The following is a 22560-nucleotide window of genomic DNA, read 5'->3' as shown; positions in this document are numbered from 1 at the left end:
GGAGGATCCCTTAGAACACCACTCCGGCGATCAACACGATATTCGAGAACGGGGTTGCTTCACCGGTACGGACGAAGTTCACGTTCGGTTCGGTGCGGCAGAACTCTTTGAACTTCTCATGCGAGATCTTCTTCATCGGCACCGTACCGATGGCGGCCTGGATCTCCTTCAGGATCGCCGGACTCTTCTGCTCCACTTCCTTTGCCATCATCGCACCCTCGATGTGCAACTCACCCAGCACCACCTTCAACGTCTGCACCAGTCCGGGCGTGCCGACCGTGAGCACGCAATCGGCCATCGGTTTGTCGTGCGGTATCGGATAGCCACAGTCGCAGATGACCAGTTTGTCGCCATGCCCCATCCCTGCCACGATCGCCGCCAGATCAGAATGAAGGATACCGGACTTCTTCATGAATGACTCCTCGTTGGGGTTGATCAGAACCTACGGATGATGCTCACAACCGGACCAGCATGGAACCCTTGCGCGCGCGTCCGGTGTCGCCTTCACGTATCACGCCACGGTAACCGGATGCATGCAATTCAATATGATACGTCCGCGCCGCCGGCCCCTGCCAGTTCACCGTGCAGTGGTCGAGGCCAGGGAAAACGCTCACTTCCGTTTCGCCGTCGTCGTCCGCGAAGCGCGTGGTCCCCTGATCATCCGACCAGAGCGACAGGACGAGGCGCTCGTGGCGCCCGCCGGTGATCCGGGCACCCTGCTCGAGCATCGGGATCACTGCCCCGGCCCGCACATACAGCGGAAGGGTGGACAGCGATACGTCCAGCCGGAGAATCTCTGGCCCCCGGATCACTTCGCCGGTCCAGAAGTCGATCCACGTGCCTTCCGGCAGATAGACGATCTTCTTCCCCGATGGGTGAACGACAGGGGCGACCATGAGCGACGGGCCAAGCATATACTGCTGATCGTGCACAGACGCGTGTGGATCATCGGGCCACATCAGCGGCAGCGCGCGCATGACAGGCATCGCCGTCCGGCTCGCCTCGATGGCGGCACTATACAGGTACGGGAACAGGCGGTAACGCAAATGGACGTACTGCCGCACGATCCTCAGGGCTTCATCGTCGAAGACCCACGGCTCACGCGGACTGTCGCCATGCATGCGGCTGTGCGAGCAGAAGAGTCCGAATTGCGCCCACCGCACGTACAGGTCCGGCAACGGCCTGCCGCGGTACCCGCCGATGTCGTTGCTCCAGAACGGCACGCCGGAGAGCCCCATGGAGAGCCCTCCCCGCACCGTGCAGGCAAGGCTGTCGAAGTCCGCAGCCGGATCGCCCGACCAGCACACGGGCGTGCGCTGGCTCCCGCCGATCGCCGCCCGTCCCCACACCACACCGTGGCCCCGTTCCTGCCGCGTCACCTCCGACACCGCTTCATTGTAGAGAAGCGGATACAGATTGTGCATCGTCTTCCCCGTCTCGCCATTGGCAAAGACCGCATCCGCCGGGATATCCTCGCCGAAATCCGTCTTGAAGACATCTGCGCCGGCCTTGAACACCGGCCGGTGGAGCTCCTGGAACCACCGGACGGCATCGGCGTTCGTCACATCGATGATGGCCACGCGGGCATTCCAGGAGTTCTCCGGTGTGGCTTCACGGACGATCCCGTCGGGGCGCGGGGCGAGCGAGAGCCCGTAGTCGATCACATACACGTCGCCATCCGGCCTCAACAGGAAATACCCGTGATCCTTGCCGAACGCAAAGAGTTCGCTTTCCACCGAGATGTACGGGTGCTCCCACAAACAGAGCCGGAGACCTTTCTCGCGCATCCGCGCGATCAACCCGGGAAGGTCCGGGAACGATGTAGCGTCCCATGTGAAATCGCAATACTTCCGCCACGTCATCCACCAGGGGTCGATATGCACGACGTCCGCGGGGATCCCGTGCTTCTCCAGGCCGTCAATGAGCGCTTCCATCGCCGGCTGGTCGCGGTAGGTACCGCCGGACGAGACCCAGAGCCCGAACGTCCATGGCGGCGGGACGGGCGCGCATCCTGTGAGCGACGCATACCGCCTCAGGATCTCAGCAGGGTCCCGGCCCGGTATCAGGTACATCCGCAGAGAGGGGGCTTCGACGGTCACCGTACAGGATTGGCAGGACGCCACCCCGAGGTCCCAGATAATCCGCGCACCGGTATCCAGGAAGAGGCCGTACCCTCGCGTGCTGATGAGAAGTGGGATATTTTTATGCGATCGCTCGCTCGTTGACCCGAAGGCATCCTGCGTCCATGCGGTGATACGCTGGCCGTGCCTGTTCAACGGGAGGAATTTCTCGCCAAGCCCGAACAGGGCCTCGTCGGGCTCCAGATGGAAAGCGAACGTCACGGCCTGCGTGCCAGGTGCTCCCTGCACGATGCCCAGCGGAAGAACGAACGGCCGCCCGAGACCGTCCACGTCGGTGGGATTCTCACGGAAGAGGCATGTCCCCTCCGGGTCCTCCATCCGGAAGAACCAGGGGTCCGCATCGATGCGAAGGACACTACGGCCGGCGAAAAGAGTGTGCCCATGCGGTGATGGGGTATCGGTGACAGGAACGGGAGGCTGAGACGATGACACGACCATGCCGGTGGGCGGTGGGACCATGGCCCCGGAAGGAACGATGGTCCACTCCCAGATGTCCGGCAATGGCATGCGGAAGGACATCCGCACGACCGTGCCGCATTCCGTCACCGCGTCGAAGCTCATTGACCCGTGATCCGTGGCCATCGATGCAGCCCGGATCACACATTCAAAACCATCAGGTGCATTGTACGGGCGTGCATTCATCCGTTGTCTTTGGGAGGTGGCGAAGAGATGCGTTGCGCGATCGCCTGGATGTCGGTCTCGGGCCAGGTGTCGTCCACGATGCCATTGGTGACATCGACGTTGATGAAGAGCCCGCGGTAGGTCCGGGCCGCGCGCAGGATGCGTTCGACGTAGTCCATCATGCCGTCGAAGTGCATATCGCGGTGCAGCCCCACCCGGCATGCAAGCACCTTCTTCCCCCCGAAATGCCCGAGGACCTTCTCGTAGTGTGCTTCCGTGGATCCGAATTCGAGTCCACGCAGGTTGTGCACTTTTTCCAGGCTGCTGAACTGATGGGTCCAGTCGCCGCAGGAATGCATGAACACACCGCCGAATTCTTCCGAGAGCATGTTCATGTACGGCACACTGAAGGTGTCGTGCATCGCCGCCGAGAGCATCACGCACTCATCGTTCGCCACCGACACACCCATGCCGTCGGGGAGCCAGGGCTGGAACATGCTCGGGACGAATTCGACGCCGCGCTGCCGGGCCAGCTCCCGCTGCGCCCTGACCAGGCGATGATGAAATCCGTGACCTTCCGGAGCAGCCTGTGCGCCACCTCCGGATCGGTCTTCATCAGCGCCAGAAATTCCGTATGCCCCGCGATGAGTGTGGAGGCATCCAGGGGTCCCTGCACATCCGTGAGCCGGATCGGAACCGTGCCGGCGGTCCGTTCGAGAAAGTGGGTCGTCGTCCTCAGGATGCGCGGGACCTCACCTTTCGTGAGATCCGGGACCTGCAGTGCTTCCACGGATGCCGCCTCGCCGTCGCATGCCGGATGGACCGCAGGGAGATTGTCTTCCCACCACACCACCTCACTCCCGAAGGCCGACGGGATGGAGACCACGCCGAACGCAGGACACAGCGACGACACGACGTCGCCCGGCAGGAGGGCGGTCGCTTTCAATTCTTCGAGCTGCGCCTGGAGGAACATTTCAGGGTCCTGCAGCCGTTGCCGCACGGTACCTGTGCCCTCGACCGAGAACAATGCGCTCTTGATCGGCGACCCTCCCTTCACCTTCGGGCCGACATAGCCGAACATAAACCCGGGGCGTTCGACGTTCTCGAGGCGCCACATCCGTTCGAGGAATGTACGGTGGGCAGGTGACTGCGCGGGCAACCGCGCCACATCATTGTCATGCACGGCCATAGAGCTCCGCCGCCTCCATCATGGCATTGATGTTCTCCACCGGTGTCCCCGGCGGGATGTTGCTTCCGTCCTGGATGATCAGCCCGCGGTGCGGGCCGAGGATCTCGATCACCCTTCGCGTCGCCTGCCGGATCTCCTCCGGCGTCCCGCTGTGGATGAGCATCGGGTTCACATTCCCGATCAGCACGACCTTGCCTCCCATCACCCGGGCGGCCGTATGAAGGTCCACCTGATACCCGAATCCCTGGAACTCGTGGATCGCCAGGTCGTGCGTGAAGATCTCCAGCAGGTGGTCCGTCGCGCCGCACATATGAAGGCTGAGACGCCCGTCAAAATGGAACCGCAGCTGTTTCTCGAATGGCAGGACCAGGTCACGGTAGGTTGCCGCCGACAGCGATACCGCAAGGTCGTCCGTCCACGCGAAGTCCTTCGGGACCGGGAGGCCTTCTTCCTCCCAGCAGAAATCGAGATAGGCGATGAGCTTGTCCGTGACGATGCGCAGAAGTTCACGGACGAACTCCGGCCGTTCTTTGACCGCGATGAACAACTCCGTCTGCCCCATGATATCGCCCGCCACACCGAACGGCCCATCGGAGGTGTGGGTGAGCGCGGGGTTCATGCCGGGATAGAACACGGGACCGCCCTGAAACCGGACAGGATACTTTTCTGCCACGACCATCATCGCCTTGCGGTAGGCGATCTGCCGCGCATTGATGCCGCCCTGCACGAAGTCCATCCGCTCGAGCTTCTGCAGATCGGCATCCGTATCCACCCACCCGGGGCCGACCCAGGGGATGTCATCCTCGGGGAACACGATCTCGCACCCGAGGCTCCCGGCTTCAAACGTATTCTGAAAATCCGTCCATCCCCCCACCCACGGACCGGTGATGCTGTACGCGTCGGTCCGGACATTCTCCATCAACCACTTCTGTGCGAGGATCTGCGCCCGCAGCATCGTTTCCGGATCCTGGTAGTACTCACGGAACGAGATCCCTGTCTTCGGGACGAGAAAGCGATGGGCGATCGCGGGGATGACCGGGACCCGGTCGGGGACCTCGAACCGCTTCGCGCATTCGACCCGCCGGCGCCGGGCTTCGATCTCGTCCTGCGGAACACCGATCTCGATGACGGGACTCATGATCTCTTCTCCAGTGTCCTTTTCGTTCCCGGGGGCGTGCATCCACACGAACTGCGCACGACAAGTTCTGCCCGGACGATCTGGTCCTTCCCCGAACGCTTCTCTCCATTGATCGCCGCGATGAGGCGCTCCGCAGCGGCACAGCCAAGATCATAGGCCGGTTGGCGGATGGTGGTCAGCGGTACGGGTATCAGGGATGCACGGAGGTCGTCCGAGAATCCAACGACCGCAACGTCTTCCGGGACACTCAGTCCGCTATCAGTGATCGCCCGCATGGCACCATACGCGGCGGGATCGTTGATGGCAACAACGGCCCGGGGGCGCCGACCGGGGAAACTCCAGAACGGAACGCATCGCTGCATACCCTGCATCCTCATGAAAGCCGGAGAGCACCGTGCGCGAGGGACCGCACACGATCCCGGCCTCCGCATGCGCGCGCCGGTAGCCCGCGGCCCGGTCGCGACTGATGCCAAGGTGCGGTGGGCCGGCGAGATGCGCGATGCGCGTGTACCCATGCTCGATGAGATGATGCGTGATGACCCGCGCACTCTCCTCGTCGTCGATGCTCACACAGGTTGCACCGATCCCCCGGACGCACCGGTCAAAGAAGACCAGGGGTATTCCCAGCGTCATGACCCGTTCATACGGCTTCTCATCTTCCGCGTTCTGGGCAACCGAGAGCAGTATGCCGTCCACGCGGTTCGCCTCGAGGGTGTGCAGCGCGTCGCGTTCGCGGTCCGCCGTCTCCGCACTGTGCATGAGCAGCAAATGATACCCGGCCTTCGTGGTCACTTCTTCTATGCCGCGGATCGCCTCCGGACAAAAAGAGTGCGAGCTCTCCGGGATCACGACGCCGATCGTCCGTGTCCGGCTGATGGCAAGGCTCCGCGCGAGGAGGTTCGGGGGGGATCGCATCTTGCGGGCGGCCTTGAGGACCTTCGCGCGGGTCCTGTCATCGACGTTCGGTTTGGGATTGAAGACACGAGAGACGGTCATGACGGACACCCCGCTCGCCTTCGCAACATCTCCCGACGTTGCGTGGCGTACGGTCCGCCGGGATCGCCGTGATGGTGTGGGAAGCGCCATGATCGATCATTCCGGGCGGAGGGTGACGCGCTGCGCAGCCCAACCGCTGGTGGATGGGTCGAACCGCACGATGCACTCCCATGCGTTCCCCTGCCCCACTCGCCGGACCTCCGCGCCGACCGCGCGGACGGTCTCGAACCCGAACACGCGGAAGGGGAAGATCGCGCTGGTAGCACCCCGTCCCTCCACCTCAACCGTATACACGCCCTCGCTGTATGACGTGCCGAGGATGCGGGGCGCGCGCGTGCTGTCGCCGGGCGCCGGCGCAGGCACCACGGGCACGAACGCCAGTCCGCCGGTGTACTCGAACGAGACCGTCACGGTGGAATCCACGCGGACCACGACCGGGGTCTTCACCTTCCCGCGCACCACGTCCCCATCCGCAAAGTGAGGCACCCCATCGATCATGACGCGGCCGACCTTCATGCCCTGGGCCACTTCAGGGGCGAGTGTGACCGTGCAGGGCGGGCCCGCGGTGCGATGCAGTGTATAGGTCATATATGCCGGCACCCGCGTCATGGTCATCTGGAGAACGCTGGCACCCGACCGGAGCCGCTCCACCGTCACATGGTCCCAGTCGATCGGAAAGCGTGGCGTGAGGTCCGCCGCAGCGTGGAGGGCATCGGGCTTCCATCCGACAAGTCCCTCGATCACCGGTTGCAGAATATTGGTCTCCGACCAGCACTGGTGGAAGCAGACACCGCTCGGACGGTAGACAGAGCCATGCATCACTTCCTGCGTCAGGCCGAGCGCCCAGTGTTCCTTGATGCGCATCAGTTCTTTGAGATGAATGAAGCCCTGCACCGAATTGCCATACATGAATTCACCAAGGGCTGTCCAGCCCGTGAACAGCGGCCAGGCTGCACCTTCCTGATAGCTCCTCGGATTGAAGAACGGCGATGCACCCGACAGTCCCCGGACCGCCCAATCCGTAGAGAACTCCGCACTTGCGTACGCACGCAGCATCCGCGCGGCTCTCTCGTCGTCCACGATCCCCCAGATCAGGCCCACCGCGGGGAATGCCGTCCGCTGCTTCACGAACGATCCATCCTTCAGCTTGCCATGACTGTAAAAATCGATGGCAGGGACCCAGAAATCATTCTCGAGCGAGACGCGGACGCGCAGGGCCTGGTGCAGATACCGTTGACGGGACTGCGTATCACCTGCCAGTTCCGCGATCCCGGCGGCGCCTTCAAGGGCGCGGAGCCAGAGCACCGAAAGGTAGTACTCGCTGTGGGTGCCGAACAGCTCCCCGCCGGGCTCTACCCACCCGTGGCCGACATCGGTGTTCTCGATTAGGCCATCACCATCGGTGTCGGTGGAGAACAGATGGTCCATGGCCCGGGCGATGGAAGGCCAGCTCGCGCGGATGAATGCCGTATCGCCCGACGCACGCAGGTAGTGATCGGCGAGCATCACATACATCGGCGTTGCATCCGAAGCATCGAAGTGCACCACGCCACTCGTCATCAGTTCGTGAAGGACCTTCCCGGTCCTGTCCTGCCACGCTTGATAGAGCGCAAGCTGATCCCGCACCGTCGCCAGGTCGCCGATGGCATCGAACGCGAAGCCTGACCACGCCGCGTCGCGCCCGAAGTACCACGCATAGCCCGGCCGTCCGCTGTTCCTGTGCTCACCGTTCCAGCCGCGCGCCGTCGTCGCATACCCCGCCAGCAATCCGGTTCCGACCCCGGGAGTCGTTGCGATGAACCTGTCGGCCCCGATAAGAGCCCACGCATACCATTTGTTGAACTCAGCGTCGGGTGTGGTCACCGACGTCACGCGCCCGAGCAGTGCGCGGTAGTGATCTGCAGACCCACGGTGCACGCGTGCCGGATCGCCGACAAGGGCACGATAGTCCTTCTCACACTGCCCCCGGCCTTCATTCGTCCCGGCGAACGCGAACGTCAACTCGCCCCGACCCGCGCCACCCAGCGGGTACTCCGCGCCGAACGCGATCTGATGGTCCGTGGTGGGTGAACCGGTGAGCGCCCGCGGACTCCAGTCGACCCGGCCAAACTGGCCAGCCAGGACCTTCGCGGGTTTCGCATCCGCACCGAACATCCCTGCGAACATCGCTGTGCGGTCGCGCACCTGCAGTGCGCCCAGGGACTCATTGTATCCATACATCAACGTCCCGAGAGCCGGCGCCTCATACGGCCACATCCACCGGAGATCGGTGCGGAACCTGATGACCAGGCGGACGGGGATCTCGGACTCGTAACGGACGAAGCCGCCGGATTGCGTAAGGGATGCGACCAGGATCTCGCGGAGTTCGTGCCCGCCGATGCGGTACCTGCGCGTGAAGGAGGATGGCCGCGCTTCAACGGAAGGCGTCATGTGCGAGAGCCATGCCACCGAATCGCCCGAGACAATGCCGGCCTGATAGTCGCGGATGATCCGGAGGGGATGGACCCATACCTCATCGATCCCCCCGCGCTCCTTCCCCATGATCACCGCACGGCGTCCGGCAACATCGAACATCTCCGTGCCGCCATTCTCACGCGACAGGAGCAGGTCCCCGGTGAACACCAGGTCCAGCGGGGCGCGCTTCGCGGTACGGAGCGGCGGTGAGGTTACCCGTTCGAGGACCGGCGCGGGAGCCATCTTCTCCCAGTAGGACACGGGCCCCGGCATGCGTACTCCTGCGGTGTAGAGGAGCGCATTGGTCATGAACTGTTCAAGGTTCGCGCGCAGGTGATTCACCGGCGCGAACGCGATCATGCCACCGAGGGAGAGGATGCGGCCGCCCTTGAGGACATGCTCCACCGCCACCTTCCGCGCCCCACGCATGAACACATAGGATTTCTCGACGGCGACGACCTTCCCCTTCGCAGGCCAGCTCTCATTGTCGTACGTGATGATCGGAAGGATCCGGTCCACCACACCGTCCTCGATGTATTCACCGCCGAAGAGAGCCGTTCAACAACGGATGACCGTGCAGGGAATGATACCCCTTCTTGTCCCACAGCCAATCGTTCTTGAGCGTATCCAGCCGGACGGTGGGACGCACCGGTTCGATCCCGAGATCGGAGGGGAGGAATGCCGCGTACCCCGTGGCAACGATGTGGCCGCGGGCAACGAGGAACGACCGGAGTGCCTTCATACGTTCCGGCGCGTGCGAGAGCAGAGCGTAAGGGGCTTCACCCGCAGAATGGATCCAGAGCACGTCGCAGGCCGGAGGAACCCATGATGCAGTGGACGCGTAGGTGACCATGGCCGTGAAGCGGGGAATACTCTCGATCCATCGTACCGCCGCACTGTCCTCGGCATTCATCCGGTCTCCGGCGACCACATACCCGACCCGGACCCCAGAGGACTCCGGCGCAGGGTCCGCGGCGGCCGGGGCAGCAGCAGCCATATGAAGAGTCAGAGCACAGATGAAGAAAACCGCGCCGCGCACGGTGTGTGATCCCGGATATGACCGATCTCGATGCATCGACGTTCCCATCTACTTTACCATGGCCATCATGCGTGTTTGAACCCACTGCGGCGAACTCAGCCGGTAGTAGTAGACGCCGGAAGCGAGCCCCCGGGCATCGAACGACACCTGATGGGTGCCGGCATCAAAGAATCCGCTGGCAAGGGTCCTGACGCGCTGGCCAACGACGTTGAACACTTCCAGGCTGATCGGTGCTCGCGCACCGAGATCGAACCGGATGGTGGTCGAGGGATTGAAGGGATTCGGGAAGTTCTGGTCGAGGCGGAAGCCCTCGGGCGCACCGATCCTGTAGCTGCCCTGGGTGCCCACACCGGTGGCCTTCGCGAGAGCGACGGCGCCCTCGTAGTCCAGCACGTAGTGCCACCAGTTGTTCAGCACACCGTCTGTGATCCCGACATACCTCGGCAAATGGCCGTACCACCACCGGAGGTAGCCGAGATGGTCCAACCCTTCGGCGAGCGGTTCACCGGGGGTGAAATACCAGGTGGAGACATTCACCTGACGGCTCATATTCAGCAGGATCGGATACCGGTACCAGTTCTCCGCGAACGACGTCACCATGGTCTGGTTGCCGTAGTTGTAATCGCTTGTTCCGTTCGGAGGGAAGTGGATGTTCCCGACGTGCGCCTGCCCGGGCATGTCCTTCTGGATCCGCGTGAAGAGGTCCCATGGTGTCGGGGTCGTGGACTTCGGGTTCCACGGCTTTCCGGTCGCCTCTTTGTACGCCTGGATCATGGCACTTTCCGACCGGTGGCCGAAGCTATGGAACGCCTGATCGACACCCCGTTCGTAGTTCAAGCCCATCACCGACAGCAGCCGTGTCAATGCCGTCCCATCCTTGATCGGCGGCGAGTTCCACCAGAATGCCGTGGGGCCGAGGAGCTGCGATTCGTACATGGCGAGATAGGGCGCGGCGAAGACCCAGACTTCATCGATCTCTCCGCGATTCCTCTTCTCGTCGAAATGATAGTACTTCACACATTCGCGGTAGTCGAAGGCAAGCAATCCGGAATCCGACGCTGCCTTCAGGGTATTCCATCCCGGTTCCTTCAGCAGGGTGACGTACTGATCCACCGTCATGAACTGCCCCCGCAGGCGCGTGTGGAGCTGCGTTGCTTCCACGACCTCCGTGATCTGGAAGTTCACCACGCTGTCCGTGGCTTCCCGGAAATGCTTCACCAGGGACGCCGCAAGCACGCGCGGGTTCCGCCAGTGGAACTCTTCGTGGATCCGGTTGGACGACGGCAAGACGGGGTCCTGATAGACCACTGCCACCTTGATGGTCATCGGGGCGACCTTCTGTGACACGAAATCCTGGACCACCGTGACCGGGGCACTCCCTGTGAGCTCATTGCCGTCGGTATGAACAGTGAGCGTGGTACTGCCGAGCGCCACGCCCGACACGGTACCATCCGCGTTGCCGACGGCGACCGCCGGGTTGGCGCTCTGATAGTTCAGGGGCTCGGTCAGGAAGTTGGGCGACACCTTCCCGCGATCGTCCCTGATCTTGATCGTGAGCTGGGCACTCGCACCGGGGACCAGCATCAGCGGGGCCGGATAGATGACGAAGTTCGTGTAGGTCACGGTTCCTTCGATGGTCCATTCGCCCAGGTAAACGCCGGGCCCGGTCGGATTCTTCAACCGCAGGCGGAGATAGCGCAGCGCCTGCTTCCCGAACGTGAGGGAATCCCATTTGAAGAATGCATGGGAGCGGTTGTTCACCAGCTGGATCCACGACCCGGTCCTGGTGTTCAGATCGGCAAGCGTGGCCGCACCCTCCAGAAACCACTTGCCGTCATTCCAGAGGAACACCTTGCTCTTTTCGATCGTCACAAGGGAGTCGAATGCAAGAGTGAAGACGAGCGAGTCGGAGGACCCCTGGGCATACTCGGTAAGACTGTTGCCGTCGAACACCTTGGTGGAATCCGCGCCGACCGAGGGGACGACGGTGACCGATGCCTTCCCCATCTGGATCTGCTCTTTGATGTCGAAGGCAAGGACCTTGGTGATCTGGCCCGGGGCAACCGACACTGCAAGCATCAGCAGTGCCGCCACGGGGCCTGCGGCCCGGCGTACGATCGAATGGTTCATTGTCATAGACACCTCCCTGCCCCCGTTCTACTTGTGATGATACATATCCAGCAGGACCTTCGCCATGATCGCGTCCCAGATATAATTGGACGGGCTTTCCTGCACCGGGAAGTCGGGGCTGTACGATTCCCAGAAACGGTGATTGATCGACAATTGAGTTGTCACAGCATCCATCATCTTTGCACCAACCTTGTCGGCGAGGCCGTCATACCCATAGTTCCGTAACCCGCGCATCACGATATAGTCCCAGAGCAACCACACCGGCCCATTCCAGCGGCAGCATCCATCAACGAAGGGGGTGTACTGCGGGTCATTCGCGGCGATCGTGGGAACACCGTACTTCCTCCAGAAGGATGTCGGATCGGTCAGGTGTTTCACCAGTTCCGCGGCCTGTTGTTTCGACGCCACATGTGCCCACATCGGCAGAAAACCGATGAGTTCCTTCCGTTTCAGGCTCGCCCCTTCGAACACAAAGCTGTTGCTGTCCATGCTGACATTATAATAGAAGCGGTCCTGCGGGTCCCACATATGCCGGTTGATGAGCGCCGCCGTCCGGTCGAATTTCGCCGTCCACTCCCGCACCCCGGCGGTGTCCCCCAGTTCGCGGGCCATCTGCCGCAGATGATACATCTCGTTCGCCATCTCGGCGGTCAGGTCGAGCACGTCCAGCTCATGAGAGATGTCCCGCCCTTCATCGGTCCCCTCGGAGAACAACTGGAAGACCACGTTCCAGCCGTCGCGCACGTTCTCGATGATCCCGTACGGGCCCCACTCGTACATCCCATCACCGTCCCTGTCCCGCTCGGTTTCCATGTAGCGGATATAGCGCGCTCCTGACGCATACGCATCCTTCAGGAACGCCCTGTTCTTTGTGACCGTGTACATCTCCCAGTTCGTCCACGTGAAGAATGGAGCGGATGTCGTCGGTACGCCTTCATGCGGATACACCTGCGGGCCGCGCGGGCCGTGACGGTAGGCGATGAGCCCATCCTCGTACTGCTGATCCATGTAGATGCGCTGTGACTCTTCCGCAGAACGAGCATCCAGGTACACATACGGGATCATCGAGAGCGATTCATGCATCACCTGATGACCGTGCCCCCATCCCCATACCGGGTTCCGGGAGAAGACGTAGAAGTTCCGTGTCGTTTGGCCGGTCGGCGGCAACATGCACTGGCGCACAAGATTGAACGCCCCGATGTACACGATCTTCTCTCCCGGGGTCCGGAACCGGACACGCGGCACGGTACGGAACAACGCGACATTCTCATCGACGCACTGCTGCATCGATGCGGTGCGCGCACCCCGGGCATCGGCACGCAGCGCCGTTTCGGGTTCGGCGGCATCCTGCACCGACCGTACAAAGCGCACGGTGCGCTGTTCCCCCGGGCGCAGCACGACATCCGACTGAAGCATGACCGCATCGACCGGGCCGACCCCGGCCTGGTTCAGCGCCGTAACATTCTCATGGACCTTGCTCAGCCGCTTGATCGCAAAGTACAGGTCGTCCATCGACGACCGCGCGTACGCTCCGTAGCTGGACGGCGGTGGAACGGCGCTGAGCATGTTCCGGAATCCGGTCGGGTACCCCCGGTCCTTGTACAGATTGCTGTGCAGCCGGACCAATTCCTCATGGTGGGCAAAGATGTATCCGCCGTCCGCGTCCTCATACCGTACCACGCGGAGGGAATCATTCGGAAGATGCAGCACGGGATAGACCATCACGTTCAACGGAACGGTGCCGGTGTTCGCCATATGGAGCTCGATCACGGCCGAGCCGGAACTGTACACGCAGAACGTCTCCTGCACCTTCACGCCGGCGAACGGTTCGTACTCCAGGACGGCCATATCCGGGAAGGACGCCACGACGACAGGCGCGCGCGCAAACTCCCGGGTCTTCGCGATCACCACATTGTTGAACTTCCAGAGCACGGCCAGATCACCCGCGAACTGACTGCTGTACGTGATCGGCTTGTCCGGCGTGAAATAATCCATGAAGTACGCTTTGTCCGCAAAGAACCGGGAGCGTGCCATGGGAGCAGCATAGGTCGTGAACAGTGGGTCCTTCGCGCCGGCCTGCAAGCGCAGATAGTCGTCCGTGATCCTGACCTGACCTGAAGCAGGCACGAAGGACACCAGGGCAATGAGGAGCCCGGCGGTTTTCCAGAGGTGCATCACGCAGTCTCCTTCTATTCGGTGCGGGTCGGGCTGAACCGGAGCGTGTGTTCCGGATCGAGCACACGCGCATAGAAATTGTACCCGCCGTAGTTATTCTCGATCTTGAGCAGAAGCGTGTTCCAGCCCTTCTTCAAGGCCACCGGCACACGGTCGTTGTCAGGCCGCACCACGCGTATCGCGAGCACACGGTGCACAGCCTCGCCGTTCACGAAGACCTTCACACCGTCGTCGGTCCCGAGAAGCAGCGGCACGGTCCGGTCCTTCGGAGCATAGATGTAGGTGAGTGCATACACAACGACCATCTCATACGGATCGAAATGGTACAGGTCCATGCGCCCGCGTGGCGGGGTCTGCGTCAGCGTCCACCGTACCGGTTGTCCGTTGACGCCCGCGTAGGTCTTCGTCAGATCGATCTCCCGTTCCGGCGGATAGGGCACATCGATGCCGCGGCGGTTCAGCCGTTCGTCGCGCGGATTGTCGAACGGCCCGATGAGTTGCCAGGCGGGAATGTAGGAACGGTGGGGCACGGGAATGAACACATCGATCCCGGTGGCAAATCCCGAGGCCTTGTCGTTCTTCCCTGTCACGGACACTCCGAGGCGGACCTGGCCGCTTGCCGCCTGCACGTCCTTCAGGATGATCTTCCCGCCGGGGACGACCGCCGGCGCATAGCCATCGTATTCTGCCAGCGTCCGCTCTCCCTGCGTCACCCGAACACGGCCGTATCCGGGCCCTTTCGCGATGTACATTGCGACATCATACGCCTCCTCCTCCACAGGGAACGAAAGGTCCACCCCCTCGCCCGGCCGCGCGAAGTCCAGGGTGAGTTGCTTCATCCCGCTCCACTCGGCGCCGTATCCCGTCATGTCTTCGGCCTTCGCTTTCAGGCCACCCGCCCGGGGGAGCAGGTCCTCGGCTTCCACCCCGCCATTCGGCACCACCACCCGCAGAGGGATGCGCGCAGCGGGAGGAAGCATCGCCGGGAACGGGGCATGCGGTTCAAGCTGGTACCAGTACGCCGTGCTGCTGTAATCTGCGATCTCCGCGTTCTGGTCGCCGTGTTCGATGCTGAAGTTGAGCGATGACGTGAATGAGATGGCATCCTGGATGTGGAAGCGGTACGCCGCGATCCGGTTGAGCGTGTCGTCCTTCAGGATCAACCCGTGGTACGGTGCTGCAAACTCACCCTTGTTGAAATACCACCCCCCGTTGAAATAGTCCTCGGTCCCCGTACCGCGGATCGACGGAGCCTTCTCGCCGTCCACCGTGACCAGCTCATCCCCTTCCAGATACTGCATGCCGTTGTCATATCCCTGCATGCTCATGTTGACGCCGACGAGGTGTCCGCGACCCTTTGCATCGAGGATGACGAACGGCTTCTCCGACCGCGTGCGTGGCTCACGCCGCCAGGAAGCATGGAAGTATCCCATGTCCGCGGCCGGCGCCTGATCCAGCGTCCGCCAGTTGACATGATAGTAGAACGACTGGATCTCCTCCCCTGTCTGGTTCACGATCTCGAGCCGCGCTGCTTTCGCGAACGGCATCGGGAAGTAACAGTAGTATCCGCCACTCGACATGCCGAGCCACGGTGTCAGATAGTGCTTGTACGCGAATCCCGTACCGAAGAAATCCCCCACCGGTACTTCGACGGAAGGCGTCTTCTCATCGTCCCAGTAGGCACGCAACAGGATCCTGCGGAGGAAGTGCTCATCGGTGGACATGATCGTGAACCAGAGCCCGACGATCATCCCGGCCCCTTGATCGACGCGATCACCGCGGTCTTCCCCGGAGGGATCGCGATGAAGTCGCTGTTCCCTCCGCTCGTATCGACGCTCGAAGCCTGCAACAACCGACCGGGTTTGATCTGCGGCAAACGGGAGGGCGAAAGGATATTGTCCATGATACTCTGAGCCTGCCCGCAGGGAGCAAGGACCAGAAGCATGGCAAGGAAAAGGGGCCATCGGTTCATCATGTCATTCCGTTTCATGATCTAGTTGCGCGCCGCATCTTTCACACAGCGGAAGCCCACCGTGGCACACCGGTCGAACCCCGGCGCAACAAGCAGCAGGATCTGAGGATTGTCCACCGGCTGCGGCCCGCCCCGCACATACCACCAGCTCGACGTCGGGTTGTAGTAGCTGCCGCCACGGAGCATCCCGTAGTAGAACGTGCCATTCGCATAGAGGTCGGCGGTGAGCTGCCACACGTTCCCGACCATATCCATGACACCGAACGGACTTGCCCCTGTCGGGAATGCATCCACCGGGGCCGTCGCCTGCGTGCCGTAGTTGCACCGGGTGGAGTCGAACTCTTTGCCCCACGGATACTTTCTTCCATCGGTCCCCTGCGCGGCATACTGCCACTCCAACTCGGTCGGGAGCCGCTTGCCCGCCCAGCGCGCATATGCCGCCGCGTCATTCCGGTCAACATAGACGACCGGATGCTTCTCCGAGCCCGGCACCGGCTGTCCATTCACCCAGTGCTTCAGGAAGTTGGTCCCGTCCGCGGGCGCATAGCGTGTCGCCGCAAGGAAATCGCGGAACTGCGCGTTGGTCACCGGGTACGTGTCCATGTAGAACTCCACCATCGGATACGTGCGCGGTTCCTGCGCCCCCGGATACGGGATCACTTCATTCGGCGACAGGAAGCTCCGGGTAGAGGCGTAGCGGAATGGACCTGCGGGTATGCGGACCATTCCCTGCGGCACCTCGTTGGCTGGCGTGGTGGTGATACGCGTGGCAATGGGACGCGGCGTTGCAAGCGGGATCTCCACGATCCGTTCGTCCATCAATTCGGTGCCGTTGAACAACTGCACTACGACCTTCTCTTCGTGGCGCCCGAGTGTCTTGTACAGCGAGATGGTCCGCGCATCCGCGGTGAACTGTGCGGAGGGAGTATTGTACGCAGGTTCACCCGCCCACACGACCACACGTGACCCCGCTGTGGTCCTGATGGACAGCGAGTCGCCGTCAAGTGCGATGCGCAGGTTCTTCTTGAAGAGCGCGATGCAATCCACACTCCCCTCTCTCCTGGTCCCGAGCCATGCGCGGCTGAAGCCATCGGCGGTCACGGAAAGCATGGCGCTGTCCCGCGCCACGTCCAACGACAACTCCTCATGGTTCCAGATATCCACCGCATGGAAGGACGTATCCACTCTCGCCTTGAACAGAGGGCCGGACCACCCTTCGGGACGGAGATTGTACACGGTAAAGAGCGTCTTGTCCTTCCCCTGCCACGCATTCACCCAGATGCTGTCGGCAGCGGTCCGCACCAACGGCGTCCATCCCTGATCCATGAACACCGCACTGTTCTCGCGGAGGATCTTCGTGGTCCGTCCGAGATAGGCCAACTCCTCTTCGATCCATCCCGGTCGCCCCGGACGCATGATATTGAGTTCCGTACCGTGCCCGTTGAAGAACGCAACCGCGATCTCGCGGTGGATCCTCCCCTCGGCGACCTGGATGACACGGAAGATCGCGAAGTCGGGTTTGATGAGCCTGTTCAGGTTCAGCGGCGGTGGCATGTAGATGGCATCATGCACACGCCCCGCGACGATGCCCGGCATATCCTTCGGTACGGCCATCCCTTCGCTATACAGGATGACGCCCGGCTTGACCCTGTCCGCCGCGCCCTGGAATTCCCGGCTGGATTGTCCCCAGGTATCAAGGACAACCCCGTCGGCGTCGAGCTTCCTCAGCATGTCTTCCATGCCACGGAGGTGGTCCTCCCGCCGGGTGCTTTCATCCCACGGGTTGTAGGCGATGAAGTAGCGCGTGCCTGCTTTGCGCGCCACCCCCACCTGCCGCCGGATCTCCGGAAGGCCGCCGGGAAGGTCCTTGTACATGTCCCACTGATTCCGCTGGTCCACACCCAGCCGCGGCCACGTGGGCCAGAGCATGAACGCCTCGAACCCGCCCACGAGATGGTTCCAATGCGTCAAGAACGCATCGAACCTGTACTGTCCTGCCAGCGCGTCGTAATAGTCCTGGTCCCACGCGAACTGGAGCATGAGCAGATAACTGCTGCGGATCCACGCAAGGTCCGCGCGCTGGAACAACGATGTGTCGAACGTTTCGAGATCGTACAGCCACCGGTCGCGGAACATCATGCGCATGCCGTCACGCCAGTCGCCCGGGTGATCGTCAAGGTACATCCGGTACGCCACCCAGCCGCCGGGCGGGATGTCGGCACGGAAGCGGCGGAGTTCGGCGGAAGCGGAGTCCTGCCGCCGTGCAATGGCGGTGAGCCCGCGCCCATTCTCCAGCGGGGCATCACAGAACCCCATTTCCCAGGCGTTGTCGGGAAGCACCACACCGATGGGCCCGTAACCCGGACGGAACAGCGCGGAGCGGGACAGACGCAGTTGGGGTGTGGCCGGGCCGTTCGCACGAATGAACACGCGCGAGGGATCCTCGCCGAACGGAACAACGTCCGCCAGCGACACGGTATCGCGCGACGCGTTACGGAATGTAATGTCGATCTGCACACCGCGCTTCGGCAGGGCCGTCACTCGAACGACGCCATTGAGCATCCTGCGGGTTGACCACACGATGCTGTCGCCGGACTTCCGCGCGGTGCATGTTGCCGTGGAGACCAGTGTGTCGTTGAGCCAATAACTCACGAGGGGAAGGGGGCGCGGAAGGGTACGGACCTTGCCATCCGTGCCTGTGTAGGAGCGTATCATCAACCCTGCGCCGGTCCCGAGTTCGACACTCCGGATATCCTGCGCCGGGGAAACGCCTGCGATCGACACCACGCCCAGAAGGACGAGCCACCGCTGTATACAGGTCATGCCTGTGGTCCTTGCTTATTCGTCAAGATCGCGCATCATCCGCGCGATGATACCTGCCCAGATATAGGTCTTGTGGAGCCCGGCCCAGGGTTTGTCCGGATGATACAGCTCCCACAAATTGTGATCGGTCTTCAACCTGTCGATCATTGCCGCTGCCATCCTCCCGACCATCTCGCGCGCTTCCGCCTTGTACCCGTACCGGAGAAGTCCGTGCTCGATCAGGTAGACCCATTGCACCCAGACCGGACCGTTCCAGTACCCGGTAGGATTGTAGTACGGATCGTCGGCTGCAAGCGTCGGGATCCCGAACGCGCGCCAGAACTTCGTGGAGTCGGTGAGTTTCTTGACCAGAAGCGCTGCCTGTGCGGAATCGGCGATGCCGGCCCACAGCGGCAGGAAGCCGATGATCTCTTCACGCTTCAGATCGTCGGCCGTCTTGAATGTGAAATCATGGTCCTTCCTGTCCACATGGAAGTAGAACCCCGACTTCGGGTCCCAGAACGTCCTGTTGATCAATGCTGCACGGGTGTCGGCATCCTTCTCCCACGCTTTCGCTTCTCCCGTGTTCCCGAGTTCACGCGCCATGGCCGCCAGCGACCTGGCCTCCATCACGAGCATGGCATTGCAGTCAAGCCCCTCGAACTCCGATGGCCATCCGACCTCATCCCACACGGCCACATCGCCATCGCGCACACATTCCAGCACGGCATGGGCACCCCATTCGCAGAGTCCATCACCGTCCGCATCCCGGTTCGCAACGTAGTACCGGTAGAAGCGCGCGCTGGATGCATACATCTCTTTCAGGAATGCACGGTCCTTCGTGATCCGATAGACCTCGTAGTTCTGCCATGCGTACCACGGCGCAGAGGATGTGAGCTGACCGTTGTAGGGAATGGTCTCATCGAGATACGGCCCGGTGCGGTAGTTGATGTAGCCGCTCGCATCCTGCCGTTCGCGGAACACCCGCTGGGAATTCATGGCGCTCACCGGGTCCATCAGTGCGTACGCAAGCATGGTCAGGCTCTCGTGGAAGACCTGTCCACCATGCCCCCATCCCCACTGTGGTTCACGGGAGAACACATAGTAATTGTATCCGCTTTTTCCTTCAGGGGGAAGCATGACCTGCCGCATGAGCGAGAACGCGCTCCAATAGAGCATCGCACGGTCCGGATCGGTGTCCTTCAGCGCCGGTATGCCCGCGTACAACTTTTCGTTCGCTACCCGGAACGGTGCGAGATCCATGGTGAGCAACTGCTCTGCAGCCGACAACACCGAGTCGCGGCGTTGCCCCGGCCGGTGAACGGCACGGACGATCCGCAGGTGTTCGGTCGCACCCGGCTGGATCGAAAGTTTCTTCCACGCGGCGATCACACGGGACAGGTCCTTCGCATCGCCCCGCACCTGGCCGGGGTACTTCGTGTCCGTCAGGAAATCACTCCCCTCGATGTTGTTCACCTCGCCGGAGGGCAGGCTCATGGTCCCGTTGGCATCCACCGCGATGACCACATACCCGTACACCTTATCGTCGGCGATGTTCTTGTCCGTATAGAACGACTGCGCCGATTCATACGCCACGCTCCGGTACACGCTTCCGGCCCTGTAGTCGCGGCGGTAGACATTGTAGCGCATTCCGGCTGCAGCTTTCCAGTACAGTCGGAGCTCGGTGCCATTCCCCCAGATGTCGCGTTTGACACCCACCGGAGGAGCCGGAAGCGCCGAGGGCGCAAGGGCGAGGTCAACCCGCTGGTCACCGGGCGTTGCAGGGTCGCCGATCGCGACCTCGACGCGGCCTGCCTCGCCCGTGTCTCCGCAGCCGATCACGACGGTGACCCGGTCCCCTTGTGCAAGGGTGCCGAAGTTGCCGGCCTCGATGGCATACGAACCATAGGAACGGATGTTCTGGTCGGCCGCACCCCAGCGGGCGGCATTCTCGGTCAGCAATTGACGCCGGTCGCCGTTGAGGTAGACGGCCATACGCACCGGAACCTGCCGGTGCGTGCAGCGCTCTTTTGTGGGATGGGTGATCGCACCGCGGACGACCTGGCGCGCGGGCCGCGCAAGATCGACCTCCTGCGGGATCTCCACACTGCCCCAGCGGTAACTCCGGAAGCTCGCGATCCTGTCGGGTTTCGATGAGAAGACCATCAGGTCGTGGACGCGGTCAACGTACGGCACGCCATGGTCCAGCACCCATCCGTCCGGGAGTTCATCGTGCCGGAACGCAACGGCATTCTTTCCTGTCAGCGGCGTGACATCGCTGAACGGCCGGGCAGAGCTCTGCAGGAACGGGATCACATCGATATCGATCGGGGCTTTGCCGGTGTTGGTGATGGCAAGATCCTGGACGGCGGCGGAGGAGCTGTGGACGAGGAAGGTCCCATGGACATCCACATCGGGGAACGGAGCGTACGCATAGGTGACCATGTCCGCATACGACGAGGTGATCACCGGCCGCCGCGCCATGGAGCGGAGGTCGTACACGAACTTCGTCCCTTTCCGGAACCCTACGGACAGATTGCCCGCATTGTCGGTGATGAAGTCGGCCCCGCGTGTGCTGTCATAGAAGAGGAAGTGATACCCTTCGTCCACGATGAACTCTGACCGCTCCATGGCAGCCGCGTACGTCGTGAAGAGGGGGCTGGATGCCGTGGCCTGGAGATGCGACAGAAAGGGTTTCGCCGGTTGAGCGCACATCGTGGCACCGGCAAGGGCGAGGAGGAGGAGCGTCGAGGGGATCTTCACGTGTGAGGTTCCATGTGCAATGCGTAGGCGCGTGTGGCCGCCGGAATGAACGAACCATGCATGCCGGCGCCCCGCCTCACACCATGCGACCGGCGAAAGCCAGCGGCACCGATCCGGGAGGTGGCACAGCAGGCCGGGCACATGACGTTGCCCGGGGACAGGGTTAACGCGTCACTCAGATCACGGCCGTTCTCTTAGAATCCGATGCCGACACCGATACGATGGCTGCCGCCGAGTGTCTTGTAGTTGCTGTAGGAATAGTCGGCCCGGAGTCCGATGCCTTCAATGGCAAAGGCCGCCCCGGCACCGGCGGACCAGGTCGCCGTTGAGTGGTTCAGCCGGTATCCACCGCGGACGAAGAACATCTGCTGGAAATTCCATTCACCGCCCACCTGAGCCTGCGGTTCGCCTTCATTGGGCTTCACGGCGGCGAAGCTGATCAGCAGCTTCTGGTCGTCGCCGTCGATCGCATTCATCGCCATCCCGAACTGGAAGTTGGTGGGCAACGGATAGGATTCGTTGACATATTGGATGCTTGACCCGAAGTCGGCGATCTGGAGCGCGAACCGGAACCCCCGGAAATCCGAGACATACATCACCGCAATGTCCAGAGCGAATGCATCGGCGGAGAAGTCCCGGAAGAGTTTCATGTTGAGATAGCTCAGAGTCAGGCCGAACGTCACGCGGTCGGTAAGGAAGCGCGCATAGGACAGGCCGAACCGGTAGTTGCCTGCGTAGAATGTCTCCCCCGTGCCTTCCGGCTGGAGGGGCGTCCGCACCTTCATCTCGTCCGTTGCCAGCGCGGTCACCGAGACCGCCACCGTCCCGATGTCATCGAGGTTCTGCGACGCGGCAGCAAAGTCGTGCGAGATACCGGCGAACCAGGATGTGTGGGTGAAGACCACATCCCGTCCCTTGACCCACGGGAGCGCGGCGCTGTTGTAATACGCGGCATCCGCACCACCCACGGCCGCCATATAGGCATCCGCCATGCCGGTCCCGCGTGCGCTGACCCCGATCTTGAGGAACTGCGCATCGGTACTTCCCGGACGGTTATACTGGCCGTACAGCATCACGGGAGCGAGTATCAAAAATCCGATCACGATACGTTTCATCATCGTCACCTTCTCTGGCACGGAG

At 62.3% G+C, this 22560-nt stretch carries 16 protein-coding genes; all 16 read right to left on the bottom strand.

Annotated elements, in window-relative coordinates; genetic code table 11:
- Nucleotides 1–10: 10 nt before the first annotated feature.
- A complete protein-coding gene (rbsD, locus tag IPI01_11790) occupies nucleotides 11–412 on the bottom strand; it encodes a D-ribose pyranase (protein ID MBK7258460.1) in 402 nt (133 codons plus the stop codon).
- 43 nt (nucleotides 413–455) lie between these two features.
- Complete coding sequence (locus IPI01_11785) at nucleotides 456–2783, bottom strand: alpha-xylosidase (protein ID MBK7258459.1); 2328 nt, start codon at nucleotides 2781–2783, stop codon at nucleotides 456–458.
- The gene (locus IPI01_11780; GenBank protein ID MBK7258458.1) at nucleotides 2780–3259 is read right to left on the bottom strand and encodes a hypothetical protein; all 480 of its coding nucleotides are present in this window, start codon (nucleotides 3257–3259) and stop codon (nucleotides 2780–2782) included. Before IPI01_11780 ends, IPI01_11785 begins: the two co-directional genes overlap by 4 nt.
- Entirely contained in the window at nucleotides 3199–3951 is a 753-nt protein-coding gene (locus IPI01_11775) for a hypothetical protein (protein ID MBK7258457.1), read from the bottom strand. The genes IPI01_11780 and IPI01_11775 overlap by 61 nt, the downstream gene beginning before the upstream one ends.
- Nucleotides 3938–5089: a hypothetical protein gene (locus IPI01_11770; GenBank protein MBK7258456.1), complete on the bottom strand. Its 1152-nt coding sequence runs from the start codon at nucleotides 5087–5089 to the stop codon at nucleotides 3938–3940. Before IPI01_11770 ends, IPI01_11775 begins: the two co-directional genes overlap by 14 nt.
- Nucleotides 5086–5451, bottom strand: a complete 366-nt coding sequence (locus IPI01_11765; GenBank protein ID MBK7258455.1) for a substrate-binding domain-containing protein — start codon at nucleotides 5449–5451, stop codon at nucleotides 5086–5088. Before IPI01_11765 ends, IPI01_11770 begins: the two co-directional genes overlap by 4 nt.
- Nucleotides 5348–6175 carry a LacI family DNA-binding transcriptional regulator gene (locus IPI01_11760; GenBank protein MBK7258454.1) on the bottom strand — a complete coding sequence of 276 codons (828 nt, stop codon included), beginning with the start codon at nucleotides 6173–6175 and terminating at the stop codon, nucleotides 5348–5350. The genes IPI01_11765 and IPI01_11760 overlap by 104 nt, the downstream gene beginning before the upstream one ends.
- Nucleotides 6176–6181: 6 nt before the next feature.
- Nucleotides 6182–9058: a hypothetical protein gene (locus tag IPI01_11755; protein ID MBK7258453.1), complete on the bottom strand. Its 2877-nt coding sequence runs from the start codon at nucleotides 9056–9058 to the stop codon at nucleotides 6182–6184.
- Between the two features lie 19 nt (nucleotides 9059–9077).
- Nucleotides 9078–9536, bottom strand: coding sequence for a hypothetical protein (locus IPI01_11750; GenBank protein MBK7258452.1), 459 nt, complete (start codon nucleotides 9534–9536; stop codon nucleotides 9078–9080).
- Between the two features lie 90 nt (nucleotides 9537–9626).
- The gene (locus IPI01_11745) at nucleotides 9627–11714 is read right to left on the bottom strand and encodes a T9SS type A sorting domain-containing protein (protein ID MBK7258451.1); all 2088 of its coding nucleotides are present in this window, start codon (nucleotides 11712–11714) and stop codon (nucleotides 9627–9629) included.
- 21 nt (nucleotides 11715–11735) lie between these two features.
- A complete protein-coding gene (locus tag IPI01_11740) occupies nucleotides 11736–13883 on the bottom strand; it encodes a hypothetical protein (GenBank protein MBK7258450.1) in 2148 nt (715 codons plus the stop codon).
- A 14-nt stretch (nucleotides 13884–13897) separates the two neighbouring features.
- Nucleotides 13898–15634, bottom strand: a complete 1737-nt coding sequence (locus IPI01_11735; GenBank protein MBK7258449.1) for a DUF2961 domain-containing protein — start codon at nucleotides 15632–15634, stop codon at nucleotides 13898–13900.
- The gene (locus IPI01_11730; GenBank protein MBK7258448.1) at nucleotides 15631–15873 is read right to left on the bottom strand and encodes a hypothetical protein; all 243 of its coding nucleotides are present in this window, start codon (nucleotides 15871–15873) and stop codon (nucleotides 15631–15633) included. The genes IPI01_11735 and IPI01_11730 overlap by 4 nt, the downstream gene beginning before the upstream one ends.
- A gap of 3 nt (nucleotides 15874–15876) precedes the next feature.
- The gene (locus IPI01_11725; GenBank protein MBK7258447.1) at nucleotides 15877–18678 is read right to left on the bottom strand and encodes an SUMF1/EgtB/PvdO family nonheme iron enzyme; all 2802 of its coding nucleotides are present in this window, start codon (nucleotides 18676–18678) and stop codon (nucleotides 15877–15879) included.
- A gap of 15 nt (nucleotides 18679–18693) precedes the next feature.
- Complete coding sequence (locus IPI01_11720; GenBank protein MBK7258446.1) at nucleotides 18694–21420, bottom strand: hypothetical protein; 2727 nt, start codon at nucleotides 21418–21420, stop codon at nucleotides 18694–18696.
- Between the two features lie 194 nt (nucleotides 21421–21614).
- The gene (locus IPI01_11715; GenBank protein MBK7258445.1) at nucleotides 21615–22538 is read right to left on the bottom strand and encodes a PorV/PorQ family protein; all 924 of its coding nucleotides are present in this window, start codon (nucleotides 22536–22538) and stop codon (nucleotides 21615–21617) included.
- Nucleotides 22539–22560 lie beyond the last annotated feature (22 nt).

The sequence above is a fragment of the Ignavibacteriota bacterium genome, assembly GCA_016707525.1.
Classification (GTDB): Bacteria; Bacteroidota; Ignavibacteria; order UBA10030; family UBA6906; genus JAGDMK01.
The sequence above is the reverse complement of the archived record's forward strand: the minus strand, read 5'-3'. Positions and strand labels throughout refer to the sequence as shown.